A 21084-nucleotide genomic window follows, 5' to 3' on the forward strand; every position below is an offset into this window, starting at 1 on the left:
ATATCCATGAAGCGGGCCGGGGCCCGGGGCCCAGGGCCCGGGCCTGGGGTGCAGAGCGGGAACAGGTAACCGACATGCGCACGAACCCGCCTGGATCCCCGGCCCCGGCCCAGGGCCCCGGGCCCCGGCCCGCCTAACTCACGTCGACTCCCCCACTGACATCGATCTCTGCAACTTCCGAGCGCTCGCGCGTCGGCTGCTTCAGGACGAAATCGGGGTCGCCGTAGTACAGGTAGTTGGTCCAGTCGCGCGAGCCCGCGTCGCGCACGGCCTTGCGGCCGCGCTGGATCGCGTCGTTCATGGTCGCACCCTGCAACAGCGCGTCATACAGCACACTCGCGAAGGTGCTTGCCGCGATGTCGCCCACCGGCCAGTACGTTCCGATGAAGCTGGCCAGCCCGCCACGCAGGAAGGCCTCTGCCATGCTGGCTGCCGCCTGAACGCGACGCAGCCGCTCGGCGTTGCTCTCGATGCGCGTGGTGCTGCTGCCCGTGTCGCGCGCGTCGCGGCGGCTGCGCAGGCGGGCGGACTCGCACGCATTGAAGAACATCAGCGTCGGCAGTCGGCCGATCGTGGCGAGGTCTGCGCCCGAGAGGACCGTGTCGTCCGCGCACAGGATGCCGCTGCGCACGGGCTGCGCCTCGTCGAACTGTGCGTGCCCTGCGTAGTGCACGGCGTCGTACTTGCCGGACCCGAACGCGTCCAGCAGCGCAGGCCGGGTGGCCTCGCCCTGGTACAGCAGGTCGATCTGGACCCACGCGCGTCCCGCGAACATCTGCTGCACTGCGCGTCCTTCCTCGCGCGCGCCCTGGAGATCGCGAGTCGGGTCGACGACGAGCAGCATGTTCAGGACGTCGTCGTGGATGCGTTCCTCGAGCCACTTGGCGACGGACAGGTTCTCCGCAGCGTACAGGTGGCTCAGTCCCGCACCCGCCGCGGGCATGAAGGCGCTGCTGCCTGCGCCGATGCTCAGTGTTTCCCATGGCACGCGCGCCAGAAACGAGTCGTGCACGACGACGAGGTGGTTGCTCGAGAACTGCGGCAGCACCTGCGCGATCTCCGGAGCAAGCACCAGGTCGGCCATCTCCGCACCGGCCGTCGCGAAGTCCGGTGTCTCGTCGTCGACCAGTGCGCCGCGCACGCGCTCGAAGTCGGTGACCTTCACCTCGCATGTGCCGGTGACGATCGTCGCCTTGCGGCCGGCAGTGAGCAACGACGAGCGCACCGTGAACTCCTTGTCGCCGCTGCGCTCGCGGCGCACGATCAGGTAGACGGGTTGTGTGCGCGGCAGTGCGCGGGGGCGGCGCGTATCCGCGGCAACCATGGGCGCGGGAAGCATCACCTCGTCGAACGTAATCTCGACGTCCTCGGTGAGCACCGTGCTGGACAGGCGGAACAGCTCTTCCTTGAGTTGCGTGTAGCGGGCGGGATCGTTCTCGCACAGCACGATGCGGCGGAACTGGTGGTCGCGATCCGCGTCGCGCAGCCCGCGCAGGAAGCCGATGAGCAGGTTCCGCAGCCCGCTGGCGGGCGATGCGCCCGACCCACCGCCGAACAGCACCGTGGAGAATTCCTCGACACGCGCGCGCACGAACGTGCGCATCAGGTTCTCCGCAGCGACCTGCAGCGCCTGGTCCGTGAAGCGGTCGAAGGAGCCGAGCCCCACGAACGAGATGATCTCGGCGCTCAACGGGTGTCGTCCCGTCGGCAGCATGAAGATCTCGCCGACTTCGCCGTTGAACATGCGCCGCCGGGTCATCTCGCCGATCGCGCCGTCGAGCCGTGCGTCGAGCGCGCTGGCCGCACCCGCGGGCGCGACGTCCTGGAAGATGCCGAGCGCGATCGCCCGCGTATCGGCCTCCGTGATGCTGCCGAGCGCGAAACGCAGATCGAGGCGGTGCTGTTTCCTGCGACCGACGATCACCTGCTCGAAGCGGTGTGCGTAGCCGGAGGCGATCGCGGGTGCGGCGGCATCGATGCCGGGTGCGACGGCGAGCACCGTGCTCTCGTCGCGCGCATCGGGTGCGGCAAAGTCGTCGATGATGTTGCGCAGCTCACTGCGCGGCACCGTCGCACCGCGCTCCACGCTGAACGGCGGGATCGCCCGCAGCGCGGACTCGCTCACTACGATCGGCGCGGCGCGTGTCGGCGTCCACGTAGTCGGCAGCTGTGACGTCTCGCCGCGCGCCAGGATGTCCGCAACGGCGGCAGCGACGATCCGGTTGTTCGCCAGGCTACCGTGCTTCTCGACCACGTACCACGTGCGCACCGCGCCGGGGAGCAGCGCGAGGTCGAGCGGCACGGTGCCGTCGCCGTCACGCGTGATGATGTACTCGAACTCGCTGCCGTCGCCATTCGGCCGCATGCTGGTGACGGTCTCCTGGTCGACGCCCGCGATCATGTACACGTTCTCGCCCCCGTCGGCGAGGGCAGCGCGGACTGCCGCAACCTGTTCGAGCAGCGGTCTGCGCGGGCGCAGCCGGTCGTCGGGCCAGCTGCCGGGATCGTACAGGTCGACGTCCGCCCACTTCTCCGGAGCGGGCAGCATCTGCGTCAGGCCGGGGAACGTGTTGAACACCTCGCTCGCCAGCTCCTCCGCGCTGTTGCCGAAGTCGAGCCAGCCGGCCTTGCGTACCGCGTCGTTGGTCGCGCGCAGTGCGGCGACGGGCGCGAACGAGCCGAAGTTCGGCGTGCCGAGCATGATGAGTCGCCGCATCGGTGTGCCCGCGCCGAGGGCGGCACGTGCGACCAGGCCGCCCATGCTGTGCGCCACGATCGACACGCGACCGTGACCGTCCGGGTCGTCCTGCCTGATGCGTTGAGCGAGCTGTGCACCCAGCTCATCGATGCTCTGGCGCCAGTCGAACGGAAAGAAGTCGGCATCGTAGCCGGCGGAGCGCAGCCGCAGCTTCAGCTTCAGGTACGAAAAGAGGATGACACCCAGCGGCCGGATCGCGCGGCTCTGCGCGTTGGTCGGCGGCAGTGCGAGCTGCCGCAGCCGACCCGCGATCACGTCGATCGGGTCGATCCACACCACGTCGTCGAACCAGCCGGCGCGCTCGCGGCCGAGCTTGGAGCCCATGATGCCGGGCAGGATGAGGACGCGCGGCCCGCCGCGTACGCTGCGCGCCGCCGCCTGGCGCGCGAGCTGGCGCAACTCCTCGTACTCGTCGCGCCCGAAGTAGTCCTCCAGCAGACCGGCGTGCTCGCCCGTCTGCAGCGCGATCTCGACCTGCTCGTCGCTCAGCTCCCACTCCGAGTGGCGGAGCTGGTCCTGCTCTGCCGGCTGTGCTGCAGACGTGCGCCGGGCTCGCTTTGCTGGACGCCTGGATGCCATGAGCAGCTCCGGGAAGGGTTGGCGATGCGGCGCGGGCCCGCCGGCCGGCGGGCCCGTGAAGGTCTGCTAGCGCAGCGTCTCGAACGTGCCGGCCTCGCGGTTCTTGCGCACGTTGTCCCACGGGAACCAGCGACCGCTCATCGCGACGTAGACTCCTTCCGGCAGCACCTGCACGAAGGAGAGCGCGCTGCCGAGGTTGAACAGCCCGTCGGAGCTGCCGAACGCGTAGGGCACCATTGCGCCGGTGAGCACGATCGTCTTGCCGCTCATGCCTTTCGCGAGTGCACGCGCCGTGTCCACCATGGTGTCCGTGCCGTGCGTGACGACCACGTGTGATTCCTCGCAGTCGCGGCAGGCCGCGACGATGCGCTGCCGGTCGGCCTCCGTCATGTCCAGGCTGTCCATCATCATCAGCGTCTCGATCGACACGTCCAGCCTGGAGCGCCCGAGCTGCAGCATCTCGGGCAGATGCGTCTGCTTGAAATAGAGCGTTCCGCGCAGCTCGTCGTATTCCTTGTCGAACGTGCCGCCCGTCACGAAAATGCGGATGGCCGGCGGTTCACCGGCAGGATGCTCGTGCCTCATTCCGTTCCCTGTGATCACCCCTCGGGGACGGGCGCAGGCGCACGTTCGTCGGATTCCAGCGTCAGCCCGACCAGCTCGACGTAGCCGCCACCCGTCACCTCGTGCGCGACCAGCCGCGCATTGCCGATCTCAACGGTCGCCCCGGCCCGGAGTCTCTCGCGAGGGAGCCGCTGGCGGAAGAGGTCCGCGATCGTGAGATCGGGCTTCACGTCGATCTCGAGATCGTAGAGCTCCCGCAGGTCGCGGATCCTGGTGTCACCGTGCAACGGGAACTCGCCCGGCGCCAGCTCCGTGTCCTGCGACTCGGGCACTGCCGCGAAAATCCGATTGACGGCGGGCCGCAGCATCGAGCGCATCACGACGAACACGTGGTCGCCCGCACGCAGGATGGTGCTGCCGCTCGGTGGAATGATCTCCTCCCCGCGCGCGACCATCGCGACGACCACGCCCTGGGGCATGCCTAGCTCCATGATCGTGCGGCCGACCGCCGCCGACCTGTCGGTCAGCGTGAAGTCGACGATGTCGCCGTTGACGTGCTTGAGCGACGTGATCTCGAGGCTGACCGGTGGTGTCGCCGCGAAGGGCAGCTCCAACCCGAGACGACGGGCAAAGGGCGCGAGGGTCATGCCCTGCGTCAGAGCGGACAGCAGCACCACGAAGAAGACGACGTCGAAGATCAGCTCAGCGCCCGGAACTCCCAGCATGAGCGGAAACGTGGCGAGCGTGATCGGTACCGCCCCCTTGAGACCGACCCAGGAGATCATCGCCAGCTCCCGCCGGTCGTAGCCGAACGGCGTGGCAGTGAGCAGCACCGCGATCGGCCGTGCGACCAGCATCAGCACGAGCGCGATCAGCAGTCCGTCCCACCACACCGCGAGCAGTCGGCTGGGAAAGCTGAGCAGCCCCAGCACCACGAACATGACGATCTGGCTGAGCCAGGCGCCCGCGTCGTGGAAGAACAGGATCCCGCGCTGGAAGACGATCCGGCTGTTGCCGATGACGACGCCTGCAATGAACACGGCCAGGAAGCCGCTGCCGCCGAGCGCCGCCGCAATACCGAAGCAGATCAGCCCGCTCGCCGTGATGATCAGCGGATACATCCCCGCCGCTTCCAGGTTGATGCGGTTCACGATCGCGACCGCGCCCCTGCCGACGAGAACGCCAACGATGGCGCCGACCACCATCTGCTGCAGGAAGAACCCGACCAGCCCCAGCCCCAGCTCGGTCGTGCCGAGCAGCACCTCGATGATCCCGACCGTGAGGAAGATCGCCATCGGGTCGTTGGAGGCGCTCTCGATCTCCAGGGTGTTGGCCAGCCGCTCGCGCAGCCGCACCCCACTGGAGCGGAGCACGGAGAACACGGCGGCGGCATCCGTGGACCCGACGATCGAGCCGAGCAGCATGCCCAGCAGGATCGGGATGTCGAGAATCCAGGCGGCGGCCGCACCGGTGACGACCGCCGTTATCAGAACACCGAGCGTCGCCAGCGAGAACGCCGGCTTCCATGTCGTCCGCACCGCGTCCAGCGACGTGCGCAGGCCGCCGTCGAAGAGGATCACGGCCAGCGCGATGGTACCGATGCCGTGCGCGAGCACGTAATTGTCGAAGGCGATCCCGCCAATGCCCTCGGACCCGGCAATCATGCCGACGACGAGGAACAGCACCAGGACCGGCAGCCCGAAGCGCGCGGAGAACTTGCTCGAGCCGATGCCGATCAGCAGGAGCAGTCCGGCAACCAGGATCAGACGGTCGACAGCAAACATTCAGGTCCGGATAAATTGTTGCGGCTCAAAGGGCTGCGTCGCCGGTCAGGGACGGTCGCAGCCCATGCTTGCAGGAAGATGCGCGGCAGGTGTCCGGCGGAAAAGTATGCGCGGTGCAGGGTGGCGGTCCAGTATCGTCTACCCGCCCGCCACGCACGCGCTGCCCGGACGGTGGTCCTCTAGGGCCTGCGGGTCCGCAGCGTGCGCAACGCACCCTCCCACCGCACCATCTCGTCCAGCATCACGGCGGCGGCCTTCTCCTGCACGGGCCCCGGCTCGAAGAGACCCGACTCCGCATCGATCTTTTCCGTGAAGAACGGGATCGCGACCGCCTCGAAGATCGGCACGAGCTTCAGCGTCGTCGCGATCTGCTTGGTCATCTGCACGCCGCGCGTGCCGGCAGACACACCACCATAGCTGCAGAAGCCGAGCGGCTTGTACGCCCACTCGTGCACCAGGTACTGCAGTGCGTTCGCGAGCGGGGCCGGGATGCCGTAATCGTACTCCGGCGTCACGAAAACGAATGCGTCTGCGCGCTCGACGCTGCGGCTCCACGCCTTCGTGTGCTCGTGCTCGTAGTGCCGCAGCCGCGGATGACGCGGCTCGTCGAACATCGGCAGCTTCACTTCGGCAAGATCGACGCGCTCCACCAGGAACGCGCCGTGCTTCTCCGCTTCACCGATGAACCAGTCGGCGACGAGCTCTCCCTTGCGTTCCTCGCGCACGCTCGCGATCACCACCTGGAGCAGCGGGCGCTGCTCCCCCTCCACGGATTCCTGCATCAGCGAAAATTCCCCTCCGGTGTGTCCGTCGCGTCTCGAAAGCGCGTTCCGACCGGGAAAGTGGGCAGGTTCGGTGCCGTCGCAAGCAGGAAGGGCGCCGGCCCGCATGGACCGACGCCCTCCGGAGACTGGCTGCGCGGCGAAGTCGAGACAGCGACGTCAGCTCGCGCGTCCTTCGCTCAGCTGCCCTCTGCGGGCGCCTCCGCGATGCTCGTGACCGTGAACTCCAGCGTCGCGTCCTCGTCCGCGTTCAGGTCGAACGTGTACGGCGTCGCGGGATCGGTCGTGATCACGAACCCTTCGGGCGGCAGGATCGTGATCGTGCGCTCGCCGGACACCAGGTAGCGGAGCAGCGTGCTGCCGTCCTCGTCCACCGCGATACCGGCTTCATCGTCAATCGAGATCCCGAAATCGGCGAGGGTGACGCCTTCCGGCAGCGTGACCGTGTCCGCCACGGCAAGATTCAGCGTGATGTTCGAGCTGACCTCGAAATCCGTCGCGTGAATCACCGGGTGCATGACCCACATGCCCGAGTTGCCCGCCACCTGGCCGAAGCTCTCGGCGACGTCGAAGTCGAGCAGCACGATCGTGTGCCCCTCGGTCCGCACCTCCGCCTCCGGCGGCAGGTTGATCTTCAGCCCGCTCGACCCGAAGCTCGGCATCTGCAGCTGCCCCGTCGGCGTGCCACACGCGTCGAAGCCGTCCGTCGCGTAGATCTCGCCATCCACCGTTTCGATGCACCCCTCGGGGATGCGCAGGCGGATCTGGTTGTAGCTGCCGACCGGGACTTCCTCGTCGTCAACGAGCTCGATGAAGCTGTTGCGCAGGTCGAGCAGATCACCCTCGAAGCGGTCCGTGTCCAGGATGATCGCGCCGATCTCATCATTGTTCGTCATGACCGACACCTGGTCGATCACGACGATCGCCTGCACGACGTCGCCAGGTGCGTCGGTCAGCAGTACACTGACCCGCGGCTCCCCTGCGTTGTCGAACGGATCGTCGCCGCAGGCCGCAAGCCCTGCCGTCATCGCAAGCAGCGCGGCTGCGCCGCGCATCCAGTTGGTCTTCATGATGCTCCTCGTTCGGTTCCGTGCTGCTCGATCCGGTCGCCCACCCGGATCGTCCCGTTTCATCAGGACGATGCAACCTCGATGAAGTCACATCGCGGAACCGCGTGCCGGAGGCAGGTATCGTACCGAAGTGTCAGCGAGGCAGTCAGTTACGTGAGGCACGCAGCGTTCTGAGCCGTGCCATCGCGAGGATGCCGAGCGCCGGGCCGGCCGCCAGCATGCTGAACGCGATGCCCCAGCCGAAGCGACTCGCGACCTCCATTGCGATCCAGATCGAGAATGCCGTCAGCAGAAAGCCTAGCGACGTCTGCAGCGTGAGCGCGGTGCCGACTGCGTGCGCCGGCGCGACTTCCGTTACCAGGGCGGAGAACTGCGCGGAGTCCGCAACGATCGCGAATCCCCACACGATCGCGACGGCGACGATGACTGCCAGTGGTGCGTCGATCATCCAGCCGACGAGCAGCGAGCACGTTCCGCTCATTGCCATGGACCAGATCGTGACGCGCTCGCGCCCCATTCGGTCGGCGAATGAGCCGGCCAGCACGGAGCCCAGCCCCCCTGCAGCAATCACGACGAATGCGACGATGCCGGCGCGCGCGACGCTTGCTGCCGCTGTCACCCCCTGTGCCGTGAATACGTCAAAGAAGTAGACGGCGACGAGCGACCACATCGCGTACAGCTCCCACATGTGGCCGAGGTAGCCGCCGATCGCGAGTCGCGTGGGCCGGTCCCGCAGCACGGTACCGACCAGGTGCAGCGAGAAGCGGCGCTGCGGGAACGCGTACGGACCGTCGCGATAGGCCAGCGCGATGAGCGCCGCCGCCACGAGCGCGCCGATCGAGGACGTCGCCACGACCCACTGCCAGTCCATGCCGGGCAGTGCGCTCGAGAGGTATGGCATGGCCTTGCCGATCGTGAGCGCGCCGACGACGGTGCCGATCGCGAGGCCGCGAGCGGAGCGGAACCACGTCGCGGCCATCTTCATCGCCGGTGGATATACGCCGGCGAGAAAGAAGCCGGTGAATGCGCGCGTGACCAGGGCGGCACCATACCCCGGCGCGACGAGCAGTGCGGCATTGGCGAGCGCGGCGAGCACGGCCGACACCGCCAGGTATCGCCGGGCAGGCAGCACGTCGGCGAGGTTGAGCAGTGCGGCGGTCGCCGTGCCGAGCACGAAGCCGAGCTGCACGACGGTCGTCAGCATCGCGCTCGCACCTGCATCGAGCTGCCAGCGCGCACTCAGTGCGGGGGCCGTGGCTCCGGCGGTGAACCAGAGGGACATGCCGAGCAGCTCGGCCACCGAAAGCAGGGCGAGAATCGTCCAGCGGTGGGCGTCAGCGTCTCTCGATGAGGACGGTCGGGTCGTCGTGCTGGTGGCCATGTGCCGCCCAGAGTAGGCGGTCCCAACGATTTCGGGAAGTTTCGCGAATGGAATGGTCCTTGCCCTTTGACTGAGCCAGCAGCCAACCCTCCGGACTGGAGGCCGTGATGAAGGATTACCGACCGAGCAGCGCACCCGAGTTCGACATGGAGGAGGGTCTCTCGCTCGCGCTTTCATACCTCGAGGATCCGTCAGACGTCCCGTGCCCGCGCTGCGGGGAAGGGACGATCGAAGTCGTGTGCTACCTCGACGCACGCAGCATGGAGGACGGCAGCGTGGTGCCGACTTCGCCGGACCAGGATTACACGGTGGTCCTGTACTGCCACGGCTGCGGCCGTGCGGCGGCGCTGGACCTGAGCAGGGACGAGCAGCAGGAAGGCCGCGAGGCCGCGTAGCATGACAACGTCTGCTTCACGGCCTCGCGAGCCGGAGCGATCCTCGAGGGTCGTCCGGCTCGACTTGTATCCGCGTGGTGCCCCGTCTCAGAACACGTAACCGCCGTCGCCCGGTGTGCGATCGAAACGCGGGTTGACTGCGCGGTTGCTCCGGCTGCCGAACGAGTAGCTCAGGCCGATCCGCATCTCATAGCTGAAGTCCGTGGCGAGGCGGCCTCCGCGCAGCAGGATCTCTTCCTCGCTCAGCTCCCGCTTGCGCAGCGAGATCTGGTCGGCGATCCAGCTGAAATCGCCACCGACGTCGAGCGAGAGTCCGCGGAACAGGTTCACCTCCGTGCCGATGGACGCCACGAGCCGGCGTCGTGACAGGTCGTGCAGGTACTGCAGTGCTTCCACGCTGAGCTGCACGTCACCCCACGGCTGCGTCACCCCGGCGGCCGCGGTGAGTGTGTGGCGCAGCAGTGTCTGCTGCAGCTCGTCGTAAATCGTGATCTCCTCGTAGTCGACACGATTCACGCCGGCCGTGTAGAGCACGGTCACGTATCGCGTGGTGTACTCGCCGTACGGGTACAGGTTGTACTCGATGGCGGGCGCAGCGCCGAAGCTGAGCTGCAGGTTGTCGAACGTGTTCGAACGCAGTGAGCCGAGCATGCCGACCGACCAGTGCCTGCTGATGCTGCGGGCGATCAGGCTGCTGATGCCCCACTCCCGCCTGACGCTCTTTGCGGTGGTGACGGAATCGACGTCGAAGCGCTCTTCCTCATAGTTGTTGTTGAACGCGAGGGAAACCTTCCAGTGCTCGGTCACCCGCTGCGCGGATGCGCCCGCGTACACCTGCCCTTCGAAGAACGAGGATTCGCCTTCCAGCTCCGTCTCGCCATAGACGTTGAAGATCCATGCGTTCCACGGGTCTTCGACACCGTCCGTGGCGACCGCTGCCGGCGCGTCGACCTCCACCTGCACGTATTGACCCCATCCCGCGTCCACCAGGAAGGGAACCAGTCCGACCTGGAGCTGCTGCAGCACGCCGCGTCGGATCTCATCGTCCGTGGCCGTCGCTTCGGCAAACCAGGAGAGGGTGTCCGTTCGCCCCTCGAACCGGTCCAGCCCGATGAACATCAGCTCATAGCGTTCGCCTCCTCCGCCCGTGTCCGTGTCGTTGACGAGCACGTGCACGTCGGCATCGGCCCGGTCTCGCATCCACTCGAGGTAGTCGAGCTCGGTGCGAAAGAAGTCGACGTCGCAGAAGGCGTTGCACGTGACGTAGATGCGGAGGGGTGGCTGCTGTCCGGTGGCAGGCCGGACGAGGGCGAGCAGCGCGAGCAGGGCGATTCCCAGGCTCGGCGTACGACGCATGGGCGACTCCGCGGCAGCGAGCATCAGTTCCAGGTCGCAGTGTACGTTATCAGGTGCCACGCCGCGACCCGGCGCGTTGCCGATCGAAACCTGGCGGGGTATCCATTCGCGGGAAGCGGAGCGAGAAAACGGCTGGAGGAGCTGTGAGCAAGTTTGCCAAGGGCAAGAGCTGGATCGAGAACCGGCTGGCGGATGACCTGGAGCTGGAGGGGCGCCACTTCACGGCGAACCTGCTGGCCCGCAAGGGAACCGGCGTGCAGGGCTTCCGGGTGAGCGTGGTGTTCATCGATCACGCCGGCGGACCGGACGTGGAAGCGGCACTGCCGAATGCGGCCTCGACGGCAGAGGTGCATGGCGTGACCCGCGACCTGCAGGCGGACCGGGACCGTCTGCAGTCCCTGCTGCGCGAGGCAAGCGCGGCAGCCTCGGGATGAGCACGGCCCCGGCGCCCGCGCCGCGATCGCGGTTCGCCGCTGTCGTCGGGCAGCAGGAAACGGAGGTCGACCTCGCGCTCGCTGCGCTGCTGATCGCGGCAGAGGAGTACCCGCAGCTCGTCCCCGAGCCCTACCTGCGGCGGATCGACCTCCTGGCCGAGCGCGTGCGCGACCGGCTCGGCGAGGAGACTGCACCACTCGTCGTGCTGCAGGAGCTGAGTCGCGTGCTCTTCGAGGAAGAGGGGTTCCGCGGCAATGCGGAGGCGTACTACGATCCCCGCAACTCCTTCCTGAACGATGTTCTCGACAGGCGCGTGGGCGTGCCGCTCACGCTCAGCCTCCTCTACCTCGAGGTGGGCTGGCGGCTGGGGCTGCCGCTGCACGGCGTCAACTTCCCCGGTCACTTCCTCGTCCGCTACGACGGCGAAGCGCTCAAGCTGCTGATCGATCCATTCCAGCGAGGGGAGATCCGCTTCGAGGACGAGGCGCAGGCGCTGCTCGACCGCGTCTACGGCGGCACGGTCTCGCTGCAGCCGAGCTACCTGCGTCCCGCGGATCGCAAGGACATTCTCGTCCGGCTGCTGTCGAACCTGAAGGGTATCTACCTGAACACGCGCGACGATCGGCGTGCACTCGCCGCGACCGAGCGCATCCTGCTCGTGAGGCCCGATGCGGCCGAAGAGGTGCGCGACCGCGGCATGCTGCTCGCCCGCCTCGGATTCGCCGACGATGCCGTCCAGGAGTTGCGCGACTACCTCGCCCGCGCGCCCGGAGCCGACGATGCAGACCGTGTCCGGCTCCTGATCCGGGAGCTGGGTGGGTCCGAGCAGGAGTAGAGCATGAGCATGACGACAGACACGAGCGAGCGTCGCGGCGAGCTGTACGGCAGCGACGTCGTGCGCAGCTACGGCGACGCCGCCAACGAGTACGCGGCACTGCGCGCTGACGCCGGTGTGGTGGTGCGCGAGGACCGTGTGGTGCTGCGCGTGCACGGCCGCGATCCGGTGAAGATGGTGCACGGCCTGGTCACCAACGACCTGGTGAGTCTCGCACCCGGGCAGGCGACCTACGCCGTGCTGCTCACGCCCAAGGGCAGGATGCTCGGCGAGATGCGTGTGCTGCGGCGCGAGGACGACCTGCTGCTGGATGTCGACGCGGCCGCACTGGACGGCGTGCTCACACACCTGAAGAAGTTCGTGCCGCCGCTGTTCGCCCGCTTCGAACCCGCGGAGTACGCGGTGCTCGGCGTCTACGGCTCGCGTGCATACGACGTCCTGCGATCCGTGTGCGACGCGCCTGCATCCGCCCTCGCGGAGGACCAGGCTGCAACGGGCACGTTCGCGGGCGACGTCGTACACGTCATCGGCAGCGGCTGGTCGGGCGGCGCGGGTGCGGACGTCTTCGTGTCTGCAGCACACGCCGATGCGCTGCGCGACGCTTTGATGGCTGCGGGTGCGCGCGCGTGTGGGCATGCTGCACTCGACGTGCTGCGCATCGAGGCGGGCGTGCCTCGCTGGGGCGCGGAGCTGGACGAGACGACGATCCCGCTCGAGGCGGATCTGGGCAAGCGCGCGATCAGCACGACCAAGGGCTGCTACACCGGGCAGGAAGTCATCATCCGCATCCTGCACCGCGGCCACGTGAACTGGCATCTGCGCGGGCTGCTGCTCGGCGACGCACCCGTCCCCGCCAGGGGCACGACCCTGGCACGCCCTGGCGAAGACCGGGCGGTTGCGCGTATCACCAGCGCATGTGTGTCACCCCGTTTCGACCAGACGATCGCCCTGGGGTACGTGCGTCGGGAGATCGAGCCGCCCGCTGAGCTGGTCCTTGCAGACACCAACGCACAGGCACAGGTAGTCCTGCTCCCATTCACAGAATGAGGCGCACATGGCCGATGACGCAGGCGGAGTTACCACACTCGCAGTGCCCGCCGCGTCGCGGTCGCGGCTGAGACTCCGCGAGATCGGGCCCGGCGCTGTCGTTGCCGCGGCCTTCATCGGTCCGGGGACCGTCACCACCGCAACACTCGCCGGGGCACGCTACGGCTACGCTCTCCTCTGGGCCGTCGGCTTTTCCATCATCGCGACGCTCGTGCTGCAGGAGATGGCGGCGCGTCTCGGCCTCGTCACCGGCGCCGGACTCGGCGAAGCCGTGCGCGCGCGATTCACCGGTGTACGGCGCATCCTCGCCGCGGGGCTCGTATTCGGCGCGATCGTGATCGGCAACGCTGCCTATGAGACCGGCAACCTGCTCGGCGCATCGCTCGGCATGAACGGCATCGTTTCCGGAGACGTACGGGCCTGGGCGCTGGGATTCGCCGCGCTCGCCGCAGTGCTGCTGTGGACCGGCCGCTACCGCACGATCGAGCGGCTGATGATCGCGATGGTCGTGATCATGTCGATCGTCTTTCTCGCGACGTCGTTCGTGCTCGCCCCACCGCTGATGGAGATCGTGCGTGGCATGTTCGTTCCGCGACTGCCCGCAGGCCAGGCGTCCCTGCTCGTTGCACTCGGTGTCATCGGCACGACCGTCGTGCCGTACAACCTGTTTCTGCACGCGGTGATCGTGCGCGAACGCTGGAGCGGCGCCGAAGACCTGCCCGCCGCACGAGCGGACGCCGCCATCGCCATCGTTCTCGGCGGTGTCGTGACCTCGGCCATTGTCGTCACTTCCGCCGGCGTGCTGAGCCAGGGCGGAGGAAGCGTGACCGGTGCCGCGGACATGGCCGCGCAGCTCGAGCCGCTGCTCGGCCGATGGGCACGGCTGTTCTTCGCGGCTGGCCTGCTGGCGGCGGGCCTCACGTCGGCGATCACAGCACCACTTGCGGCAGCCTACGCCGCCGCGGGCGCACTCGGCTGGTCGCGCGACCTGCGTGACCGCCGCCTCCGGATGGTCTGGGGCGCCGTGATCCTTGCCGGAGCGGCCTTCGCACTCGCGGGCGTCCGGCCAGTGCCCGCCATCCTGTTCGCGCAGGTCGCCAACGGCATACTGCTGCCTGCCGTCGCTGTGTTCCTGCTGCTCGCGGCGAACGACGCGCGCATGGGCCGGTGGCGCAACGGTGTCCTGGCGAACACGGTCGGCGTGGTGGTTGTGCTGGTCACGGTGGTGCTGGGCGGCTGGGCGATCTGGCGGGCAGTCATGGGATGAACTTTCACGGCGGCGCCGCTCGCCCACGAATCGCGACCCACCCACGCATTGCAGCGCCCCGGCGGGCCGGCCATCTTCCCGCACGTCGAGCAGGGAGGCAACGATGAGCGATCCGGCAGTACGTGAGGCGCGACGCGCATTGCAGCGACTCAAGCGCGCAGCTGAAAAGGTGGACACCGAGCTCGCCGCCGTGCGCGGCGCACTCCGCCACGCGGAAGGCGATGACTTCCCGCACGCGGACTTCGAGTCCGCCGCGGACCACGCCGCCGCGCTCCTCGCCTTCTGCGATGACCAGGCCGAGCGCCTCCAGGACAAGATCCTGCACGCTGGCGGCCTGGAGCCCGGGCGCGTGCGCCGGAGCGCGGGATGACCACTCCGCCGATCCAGGACCGGGGCTTTCACCTCTTCGCATACGGCACGCTTCGCGACGTCCGCAACGCTCCCGTCCCGTTGATGCACGGCGCCCGGCGCGTTGCGGATGCGACCGTCGCCGGAACTCTCTACGATATCGACGGCAAGTTCCCGGCGCTGATGCTGTACGGCACGACACCGGTCGCGGGAACGGTGTGGCACATCCCCGAGTCGGCTCGACTGGCCCTGCTGGACGAGTACGAACAGGTCGACCGTGGCCTGTACCGACGGGTGGCCGTCGAGGCCGCGGGCCTGGCCTGCTGGGTGTACGTTGCGGGCCCGGCGCTGGCGAGCCGGCTCACCCCGGAACGGCGGGTGGCAGCAGGCGCGTGGGGGCCCTGATCCACACCGACCGCCCCTGAATCCTCCCCCCGCAAGCTCCGTAGTGCCATTATATTGCGCAGTCACTCCGACCCATCAGCAAGGAAGACCGAATGGCAGCGCCGCCGACCGGTCCCGCACTGGAGCTGCGGGGCGTGAGCAAGTACTACGGCCGCTTCCCGGCGGTCCGCGACCTCGACCTCACCATTCCTCGCGGTGCCACCTACGGTGTGCTCGGGCCGAACGGCGCGGGCAAGACCACGACGATCCGCATGGCGCTGCGGATCCTCGAGCCGGACAGCGGTTCGATCGACCTGCTGGGGCAGACGCTGTCGCAGGAGGGTCTGGACAGGGTCGGCTACCTGCCGGAGGAACGCGGCGTCTACCGCCGCATGAAGGTCCGCGACCTCCTTTCCTTTCTGGCCGAGCTGAAGGGAATGAACCGGCGTGATGCGCGCCCGGAGATCGACCGCTGGCTCGAGCGGATGGACCTGGGGGCGTGGGCCGACCGGAAGGTGCAGGACCTCTCCAAAGGGATGCAGCAGAAGATCCAGTTCATCGGCGCGGTGCTGCACGACCCGGAGCTGATCGTGCTGGACGAGCCGTTCAGCGGCCTCGATCCGATCAACCAGCAGGTGCTGCGCGAGATCGTGGTCGAGCTGAAGCGCGCGAACCGCACCATCATCTTCAGCACGCACATCATCGAACATGCCGAGCGCATCTGCGACCACGTGTGCATCATCGCACAGGGTCGCAAGGTCGCGGACGGCACGGTGAAGCAGCTCAAGCAGGAGCATGGCGGCGACTACGTCGCGATCAGCTTCGAGCGGCCCGACATCGAGGCCGAGCGGCTCCTGGGCGCACTGCCCACGGTCGCCGGTGTGCGACAGCACGGGACCGTCGCCGAGGTCGGCCTGCAGGCGGGCGCCGATCCGCAGGAGCTGCTCGTGCACCTCGTGAACCAGGGCGTCCGGCTGCGCAGGTTCGAGTGCACCGAGCCGTCGCTCGAGGAGATCTTCCTCGAGCGCGTCGCAGCAGCAGAGCCGCGGCCCGAAGTGCGGGAGGAGGAGCTCGCCCATGTCTAGAGCATTCGTCGTCGTCAAGCGTGAGTTCACCGAGATGGTGAAGACGCGCTCCTTCATCATCGCTACGCTGCTCGGGCCACTGCTGATCGTCGGCTTCTTTGCGCTGCAGGTGCTGATCATCTCCCAGAGCAGTGCTGGCGGACGCCATACACTCGTGATCGCCGACGCCACGGGAGCCGGCGTGGGTCCGCTTGCAGCGCGCCTGCTCGAATCCGAAACCAGCGATGGCGGTGTCCGCCGCGATCCGCAGACCAGCTACGAGATCACCGTCGAGGAGGTCGTCCCCGCCGAATGGAGCACGCACGAGGCAGGGCTGCGCGAACGGGTGATCGCCGAGGAAATCGCAGGTTTCCTCTACCTGGCGCCGGATGTCGTCACCGGTGACGCAGCGGCACGCTACCACGGCAGCAACGCCACCAACTCCACTGTCACGGCGGATCTTCGCGCGGCCGTGCAGTCCGCCGTACAGACGACCCGGCTTTCACGCGCGGGCATCGATCCCGACCAGGTCGGGCCGGCGCTGCGCCCCGTCCGCATCGACGCCAACAAGCTCGACGCGCGCGGCACGACCGGCTCCGCCGAGGCTGCCATCTTCATCGGCATCATGATGGCCTTCGCGATCTACATGGCCGTGCTGCTCTACGGCGCCGCGGTCATGAACGGTGTGCTCGAGGAGAAGCGAGACAAGATCGTGGAGCTGATTCTCAGCTCGGTGCGCGCGCGCGACCTGCTGATTGGCAAGGTCCTCGGCATCGGCGGCGCCGGAATGCTGCAGATGGCGGTCTGGGTGCTCGTGGCGGCCTTCATGCTGAGCTACGGCGTCGCTCTGATCGGCTTCATCGACGTCGACCCCGCCGCGGTGCAGCAGGTGCAGGAAACGCCGCTGCTGGACATCATGCCCGCGTCGGCAGCGCCGATTTTCCTGGTGTTCTTCGCCGCAGGGTTCCTGATCTATTCGACGCTCTACGCCGCACTCGGCGCGGTCACGAACACCGCGCAAGAAGCACAGCAGTTCGTCTTCCCGGTCATGATGCCGCTCCTGGTCGGTGTGCTGATCGCCATGAGTGGCGCGCAGAACCCGGACAACACCATGGTCGTGGTCGGCTCGATCTTCCCGCTCACGTCTCCGCTCGTGATGCCCGTGCGCGCCGTCGTGACGAACGTGCCGCCACTGGAGCTCGTGCTTTCCATCCTCCTCGCGTTCGCCACCGCCGCGGCGATCGTCTGGATGTCGGCAAAGATCTACCGGATTGGAATCCTGTCGAGCGGCAAGCGGCCGACATTTGCCCAGCTGGCGCGATGGGTGCGCTCGTCGTGAGCGCGGGGAACGGATTTATGGTTGCACCGCGGAGGCGCTGAGGACGCGGAGATTGCGCTCGAGTGTGTGCGCACGCAGCCGACGACTTCGGCGCGGCACACGCGTTCTGTAGTGGGTCGGAGCTGACGCAGCGCAAGTCTTCACTACACAATGAATCTATGAAGAGGGTTCATCGCAGCGTACGCGATGAACCCTCTGTGCAGGTGTAACTCGGCGCTCTCAGCGCCTCAGCGGTGAACACAAGTCCGTACCCTAGTCCGCCGCAAGCTCCTGCGCCGCCACCGAAAACCCGATCCGCTTCGGTCCGCGCGGACTCTCGCTCTTCAACGTCTTCAGCAGCTCCTCGTACTCCTGTTCCATCTCCCTGGTGACCGACGCCCTCGTCTCCGTCAATGCAGCTTCGAAGTGGCTCGCGTCGACGATCTCGCTCTCGATGTTCTCACGCAGCGCCTCGAGACCGGCGCGACGTACGAGGTCCTCGAGATCCGCGCCGGTGTAGCCCTGCGTGCGATCGGCGAGCACGTCCAGGTCCACGTCCTTGGCCAGCGGCATCCCGGACGTGTGGATCTTCAGGATGTGCAGGCGCCCCTCACGTGCGGGGACGGGGACGTACACGAGGTCGTCGAAGCGCCCGGGTCGGAGCAGTGCGGGATCCAGCAGGGCGGGCCGGTTCGATGCGGCGATCACGACGACACCACGCAGCTCCTCGAGCCCGTCCATCTCGGCGAGCAGCGTGTTGACGACGCGCTCCGTAACCGCCGGCTCACCCAGGCCACCGCCCCGGGCGGGCGCGAGCGAGTCGATCTCGTCGATGAAGATCACGGTCGGTGCGACCTGGCGCGCGCGCTGGAACAGCCGCGCGATCTGCTGCTCGGATTCGCCGTACCACTTGGAAAGCAGGTCCGAGGACTTGGTCGCAATGAAGTTTGCTTCCGCTTCGCGCGCGACCGCCTTGGCGAGCAGGGTCTTGCCGGTGCCGGGCGGGCCAAAGAGCAGGAAGCCCTTCGCCGCCCGGATGCCGAGCCGCTGAAACGCTTCGGGATGCTTGAGCGGCAGCTCGATGCCCTCGCGCAGCTCGCGCTTGGGTCCCTCCAGCCCGCCGATATCCTCCCAGCCGACGTTCGGCACTTCGATCATGATCTCGCGCAGTGCACTCGGCTGGATGCGACGGATCGCGTTCATGAAGTCGTCGCGCGTCACGCGCAGCTTTTCCAGGATCGCCGAGTCGATCTGGCCCGACTCGAGATCCATCTCCGGCAGGTAGCGGCGCAGCGTTTCCATGGCGGCTTCACGGGCCAGCGCGGCCATGTCGGCGCCGACGTAGCCGTAGGAGATGCGCGCGAGCTCATCGAGGTCTACGTCGCTGTCCAGCGGCATGCCGCGCGTGTGGATCGCAAGGATCTCGCGCCGGCCCGTGATGTCCGGCACGCCGATGATGATCTCCCGGTCGAAGCGCCCAGGCCGGCGCAGCGCTTCGTCCACTGCATCGATGCGGTTCGTCGCGCCGATGACAATGACGTTCTGCCGCGGCTCCAGCCCGTCCAGCAGCGTCAGCAGCTGCGCGACCACGCGTCGCTCCACCTCGCCGGTGACTTCCTCGCGCTTGGGTGCGATCGAGTCGATCTCGTCGATGAACACGATCGACGGTGCCTGCTGCTGCGCCTGCTGGAAGATCTCGCGCAGGCGCTGCTCCGATTCGCCGTAGAATCGGCCCATGATCTCGGGCCCGGCTATATGGAAGAATTTCGCGTCGCTCTCGTTCGCGACTGCACGCGCCAGCAGCGTCTTGCCGGTGCCCGGCGGGCCGTAGAGGAGCACGCCCTTCGGAGGATCGATGCCCAGACGCTGGAACAGCTCCGGATGCTTGAGCGGCAGCTCGATCATCTCGCGGACGTCACGCAGCGTGTTGCCGATGCCGCCGACGTCGTCGTAGGTGACGTCGAGCCGTTCTTCCTCCTCCTGCTCAACGTACTCCGGCAGCAGCTCGATCTCCGTGTCCTGCGCGACCTGCACGATGCCGCGCGGCGCCGTGGAGATCACCTTCAGGCGGATTTCCTGCAGCCCGAACGCTGGCTGGTCGAAGAACATGCGGAACAGGTCCTCCGGCATGTTCTGGCCGGGCGCACCCGCGTTGCGCTGGTAGATCGACGTGGAGATGACGTCGCCAGCGACGAGCGGTCGCTGGAACAGGGTCCGACGCAGCATGTCGCCCGAGCCGACGAGTCGCAGGTTCTTCTGCGCGGGCGCAAGCTGGATGCGACGCGCCGGCTTTGCATCCGCCTTCCGGATCTCCGTGTGGTCGCCGATGCTCACACCGGCGTTGCCTCGCTGCAGCCCGTCCAGCCGCAGCACTTCCAGCCCCTCGTCTTCCGAATACGGTCGCAGCGCCAGCGCAGCCGTCGAGCGCTTGCCACGAATCTCGATCACGTCACCCTCGCGCGCGCCGATCGACTCGAGCGCCTTGCGTCCGACCCGCGCCGTGCCGGTGCCGACGTCCTGCGGCTTTGCGCCGGCAACCTGCACCTTCACCCCGCCCCTGCTCTCCTGCTCGGCCATCGCCTCTCGTCTCCCGCCCGGAAATCGCTGGTGTGGTCGGGCCACCGGGAGCAAGTTCCGTGCGGCATGCCGGCCTGCTCACCAGACCCGTGGCGGGCCGTCGGTCGACCGTGTGCGCAAGTGGGCTGTCGTCAAAGGCTTAGCGTACCTCACGAGTTCCTGACAATTGCCGATCAAACTCTGACACGCCTCTGACCCGCGTGCCACCCACGGCAACACCGGCGGGGCTACCTTGGACTGTGCCGGGGCTACCCCGGCTCGTCCTCGCACGGACGTGGAGTCACCCTCGGGATGGTATGGCAGGGCCATCCCAGACTTCACGTCCGTTGCTTTTCCCCCCGCGCAGGTCCGACTCCCGCACTCACTACGGCCGGCATCTGCCGTGGGCCGCCGCTCACGACCGCGGGGCTCCGGCTGATCTCTTGCATTGCGGCGCATCAGCAACCGCAGGCAGCGATCACCACGGAGGAATCGCGTATATGGTCGTACTGCTCGACGTCGACGGCACGCTGATCGACAGCAATGATGCCCACGCGCGCTCCTGGGTGGAGATCGGCAGGCGAACCGGTCACCCCATCGGATACGACCACATCCGCTGGCTGATCGGCATGGGCGGTGACCGCGTGCTGCCGCTGCTGACCGGTCTCGACGCCGACTCGAGCGAAGGCGAGGCACTGCTCGAGCAGCGCGGCGATCTCTTCCGGACGGAGTTCCTGCCGAAGCTGAAGGCGTTCCCGGGTGCGCGGGAAATGGTCGAGCGTCTGCTCGATCACGGGCATGAGCTCGTCGTCGCAACGTCGGCAGGCGAGGAGAGCATGAAGGCGCTGCTCGAGCAGGCCGGACTGGATGATCTGATCCACCTGAGGACGAGCAGCGATGATGCGGAGGAGTCCAAGCCTGCGCCGGATATCGTGCACGCGGCGCTGCAGCGCGCGGGTGCGTCGGCCACGGACGCTGTCATGATCGGTGACACCCCCTACGACGTCGCCGCCGCGCGCAACGCGGGCGTTCCGATCATCGGGGTGCTGTGCGGCGGATGGACGCGCGTCAGCCTGACGGGGGCACGCGAGATCTACAGCGGCCCGCGCGAGATCCTGACTGCGTTCGACCAGAGCATGCTGTCCGGCAGGTCCCGGTAGC

The 21084-nt window shown here is 67.7% G+C and carries 18 protein-coding genes; 10 read left to right on the forward strand and 8 right to left on the reverse strand.

Going from position 1 to position 21084, the window contains the following annotated elements:
• Window positions 1-133 precede the first annotated feature (133 nt).
• The 6 genes from VFU06_03210 to VFU06_03235 form a co-directional block, all read right to left on the reverse strand.
• Window positions 134-3337: a CHAT domain-containing protein gene (locus VFU06_03210; GenBank protein HEU5208396.1), complete on the reverse strand. Its 3204-nt coding sequence runs from the start codon at window positions 3335-3337 to the stop codon at window positions 134-136.
• Window positions 3338-3403: 66 nt separating this feature from the next.
• Window positions 3404-3922, reverse strand: a complete 519-nt coding sequence (locus VFU06_03215; protein ID HEU5208397.1) for an asparaginase domain-containing protein — start codon at window positions 3920-3922, stop codon at window positions 3404-3406.
• 14 nt (window positions 3923-3936) lie between these two features.
• A complete protein-coding gene (locus tag VFU06_03220; protein HEU5208398.1) occupies window positions 3937-5685 on the reverse strand; it encodes a potassium/proton antiporter in 1749 nt (582 codons plus the stop codon).
• 179 nt (window positions 5686-5864) lie between these two features.
• A complete protein-coding gene (locus VFU06_03225; protein ID HEU5208399.1) occupies window positions 5865-6467 on the reverse strand; it encodes an NAD(P)H-dependent oxidoreductase in 603 nt (200 codons plus the stop codon).
• A 179-nt stretch (window positions 6468-6646) separates the two neighbouring features.
• Window positions 6647-7537, reverse strand: coding sequence for a DUF4382 domain-containing protein (locus VFU06_03230; GenBank protein HEU5208400.1), 891 nt, complete (start codon window positions 7535-7537; stop codon window positions 6647-6649).
• A gap of 145 nt (window positions 7538-7682) precedes the next feature.
• Window positions 7683-8918 carry an MFS transporter gene (locus VFU06_03235; GenBank protein ID HEU5208401.1) on the reverse strand — a complete coding sequence of 412 codons (1236 nt, stop codon included), beginning with the start codon at window positions 8916-8918 and terminating at the stop codon, window positions 7683-7685.
• Between the two features lie 107 nt (window positions 8919-9025).
• Between VFU06_03235 and VFU06_03240 the strand changes: the two genes are divergently transcribed.
• Window positions 9026-9313, forward strand: coding sequence for a hypothetical protein (locus VFU06_03240; GenBank protein HEU5208402.1), 288 nt, complete (start codon window positions 9026-9028; stop codon window positions 9311-9313).
• Window positions 9314-9400: 87 nt separating this feature from the next.
• Here VFU06_03240 and VFU06_03245 read toward each other — a convergent pair whose 3' ends face one another.
• Window positions 9401-10669 carry a hypothetical protein gene (locus tag VFU06_03245; protein HEU5208403.1) on the reverse strand — a complete coding sequence of 423 codons (1269 nt, stop codon included), beginning with the start codon at window positions 10667-10669 and terminating at the stop codon, window positions 9401-9403.
• A 143-nt stretch (window positions 10670-10812) separates the two neighbouring features.
• On the opposite strand from VFU06_03245, the gene VFU06_03250 reads away from it, so the two are divergent.
• The 8 genes from VFU06_03250 (at window position 10813) to VFU06_03285 (ending at window position 17388) form a co-directional block, all read left to right on the forward strand.
• Window positions 10813-11103 carry a hypothetical protein gene (locus VFU06_03250; protein HEU5208404.1) on the forward strand — a complete coding sequence of 97 codons (291 nt, stop codon included), beginning with the start codon at window positions 10813-10815 and terminating at the stop codon, window positions 11101-11103.
• On the forward strand, window positions 11100-11939 hold the full coding sequence (locus VFU06_03255) for a transglutaminase-like domain-containing protein (GenBank protein HEU5208405.1): 840 nt from the start codon (window positions 11100-11102) through the stop codon (window positions 11937-11939). Before VFU06_03250 ends, VFU06_03255 begins: the two co-directional genes overlap by 4 nt.
• Window positions 11940-11942: 3 nt before the next feature.
• Complete coding sequence (locus VFU06_03260) at window positions 11943-12986, forward strand: glycine cleavage T C-terminal barrel domain-containing protein (protein HEU5208406.1); 1044 nt, start codon at window positions 11943-11945, stop codon at window positions 12984-12986.
• 7 nt (window positions 12987-12993) lie between these two features.
• Window positions 12994-14253, forward strand: a complete 1260-nt coding sequence (locus VFU06_03265; protein HEU5208407.1) for an Nramp family divalent metal transporter — start codon at window positions 12994-12996, stop codon at window positions 14251-14253.
• Between the two features lie 103 nt (window positions 14254-14356).
• A complete protein-coding gene (locus VFU06_03270) occupies window positions 14357-14623 on the forward strand; it encodes a hypothetical protein (protein ID HEU5208408.1) in 267 nt (88 codons plus the stop codon).
• Complete coding sequence (locus tag VFU06_03275) at window positions 14620-15006, forward strand: gamma-glutamylcyclotransferase family protein (protein HEU5208409.1); 387 nt, start codon at window positions 14620-14622, stop codon at window positions 15004-15006. The genes VFU06_03270 and VFU06_03275 overlap by 4 nt, the downstream gene beginning before the upstream one ends.
• Window positions 15007-15098: 92 nt before the next feature.
• Window positions 15099-16070 carry an ATP-binding cassette domain-containing protein gene (locus VFU06_03280; protein ID HEU5208410.1) on the forward strand — a complete coding sequence of 324 codons (972 nt, stop codon included), beginning with the start codon at window positions 15099-15101 and terminating at the stop codon, window positions 16068-16070.
• Complete coding sequence (locus VFU06_03285) at window positions 16063-17388, forward strand: ABC transporter permease (protein ID HEU5208411.1); 1326 nt, start codon at window positions 16063-16065, stop codon at window positions 17386-17388. Before VFU06_03280 ends, VFU06_03285 begins: the two co-directional genes overlap by 8 nt.
• A gap of 252 nt (window positions 17389-17640) precedes the next feature.
• On the opposite strand, the gene VFU06_03290 is transcribed toward VFU06_03285, so the two are convergent.
• A complete protein-coding gene (locus VFU06_03290) occupies window positions 17641-19944 on the reverse strand; it encodes a CDC48 family AAA ATPase (protein HEU5208412.1) in 2304 nt (767 codons plus the stop codon).
• A gap of 479 nt (window positions 19945-20423) precedes the next feature.
• Between VFU06_03290 and VFU06_03295 the strand changes: the two genes are divergently transcribed.
• The gene (locus tag VFU06_03295; GenBank protein ID HEU5208413.1) at window positions 20424-21083 is read left to right on the forward strand and encodes an HAD family hydrolase; all 660 of its coding nucleotides are present in this window, start codon (window positions 20424-20426) and stop codon (window positions 21081-21083) included.
• Window position 21084 lies beyond the last annotated feature (1 nt).

It is taken from the genome of Longimicrobiales bacterium (assembly GCA_035764935.1).
Classification (GTDB): domain Bacteria; phylum Gemmatimonadota; class Gemmatimonadetes; order Longimicrobiales; family RSA9; genus DASTYK01.

What these genes read in the sequence shown, in the direction of transcription:
- VFU06_03210 (HEU5208396.1), bottom strand. Translation starts at nt 3,337, where the DNA reads ATGGCATCCAGGCGTCCAGCAAAGCGAGCCCGGCGCACGTCTGCAGCA.
- VFU06_03215 (HEU5208397.1), bottom strand. Translation starts at nt 3,922, where the DNA reads ATGAGGCACGAGCATCCTGCCGGTGAACCGCCGGCCATCCGCATTTTC.
- VFU06_03220 (HEU5208398.1), bottom strand. Translation starts at nt 5,685, where the DNA reads ATGTTTGCTGTCGACCGTCTGATCCTGGTTGCCGGACTGCTCCTGCTG.
- VFU06_03225 (HEU5208399.1), bottom strand. Translation starts at nt 6,467, where the DNA reads ATGCAGGAATCCGTGGAGGGGGAGCAGCGCCCGCTGCTCCAGGTGGTG.
- VFU06_03230 (HEU5208400.1), bottom strand. Translation starts at nt 7,537, where the DNA reads ATGAAGACCAACTGGATGCGCGGCGCAGCCGCGCTGCTTGCGATGACG.
- VFU06_03235 (HEU5208401.1), bottom strand. Translation starts at nt 8,918, where the DNA reads ATGGCCACCAGCACGACGACCCGACCGTCCTCATCGAGAGACGCTGAC.
- VFU06_03240 (HEU5208402.1), top strand. Translation starts at nt 9,026, where the DNA reads ATGAAGGATTACCGACCGAGCAGCGCACCCGAGTTCGACATGGAGGAG.
- VFU06_03245 (HEU5208403.1), bottom strand. Translation starts at nt 10,669, where the DNA reads ATGCGTCGTACGCCGAGCCTGGGAATCGCCCTGCTCGCGCTGCTCGCC.
- VFU06_03255 (HEU5208405.1), top strand. Translation starts at nt 11,100, where the DNA reads ATGAGCACGGCCCCGGCGCCCGCGCCGCGATCGCGGTTCGCCGCTGTC.
- VFU06_03260 (HEU5208406.1), top strand. Translation starts at nt 11,943, where the DNA reads ATGAGCATGACGACAGACACGAGCGAGCGTCGCGGCGAGCTGTACGGC.
- VFU06_03265 (HEU5208407.1), top strand. Translation starts at nt 12,994, where the DNA reads ATGGCCGATGACGCAGGCGGAGTTACCACACTCGCAGTGCCCGCCGCG.
- VFU06_03270 (HEU5208408.1), top strand. Translation starts at nt 14,357, where the DNA reads ATGAGCGATCCGGCAGTACGTGAGGCGCGACGCGCATTGCAGCGACTC.
- VFU06_03275 (HEU5208409.1), top strand. Translation starts at nt 14,620, where the DNA reads ATGACCACTCCGCCGATCCAGGACCGGGGCTTTCACCTCTTCGCATAC.
- VFU06_03280 (HEU5208410.1), top strand. Translation starts at nt 15,099, where the DNA reads ATGGCAGCGCCGCCGACCGGTCCCGCACTGGAGCTGCGGGGCGTGAGC.
- VFU06_03285 (HEU5208411.1), top strand. Translation starts at nt 16,063, where the DNA reads ATGTCTAGAGCATTCGTCGTCGTCAAGCGTGAGTTCACCGAGATGGTG.
- VFU06_03290 (HEU5208412.1), bottom strand. Translation starts at nt 19,944, where the DNA reads ATGGCCGAGCAGGAGAGCAGGGGCGGGGTGAAGGTGCAGGTTGCCGGC.
- VFU06_03295 (HEU5208413.1), top strand. Translation starts at nt 20,424, where the DNA reads ATGGTCGTACTGCTCGACGTCGACGGCACGCTGATCGACAGCAATGAT.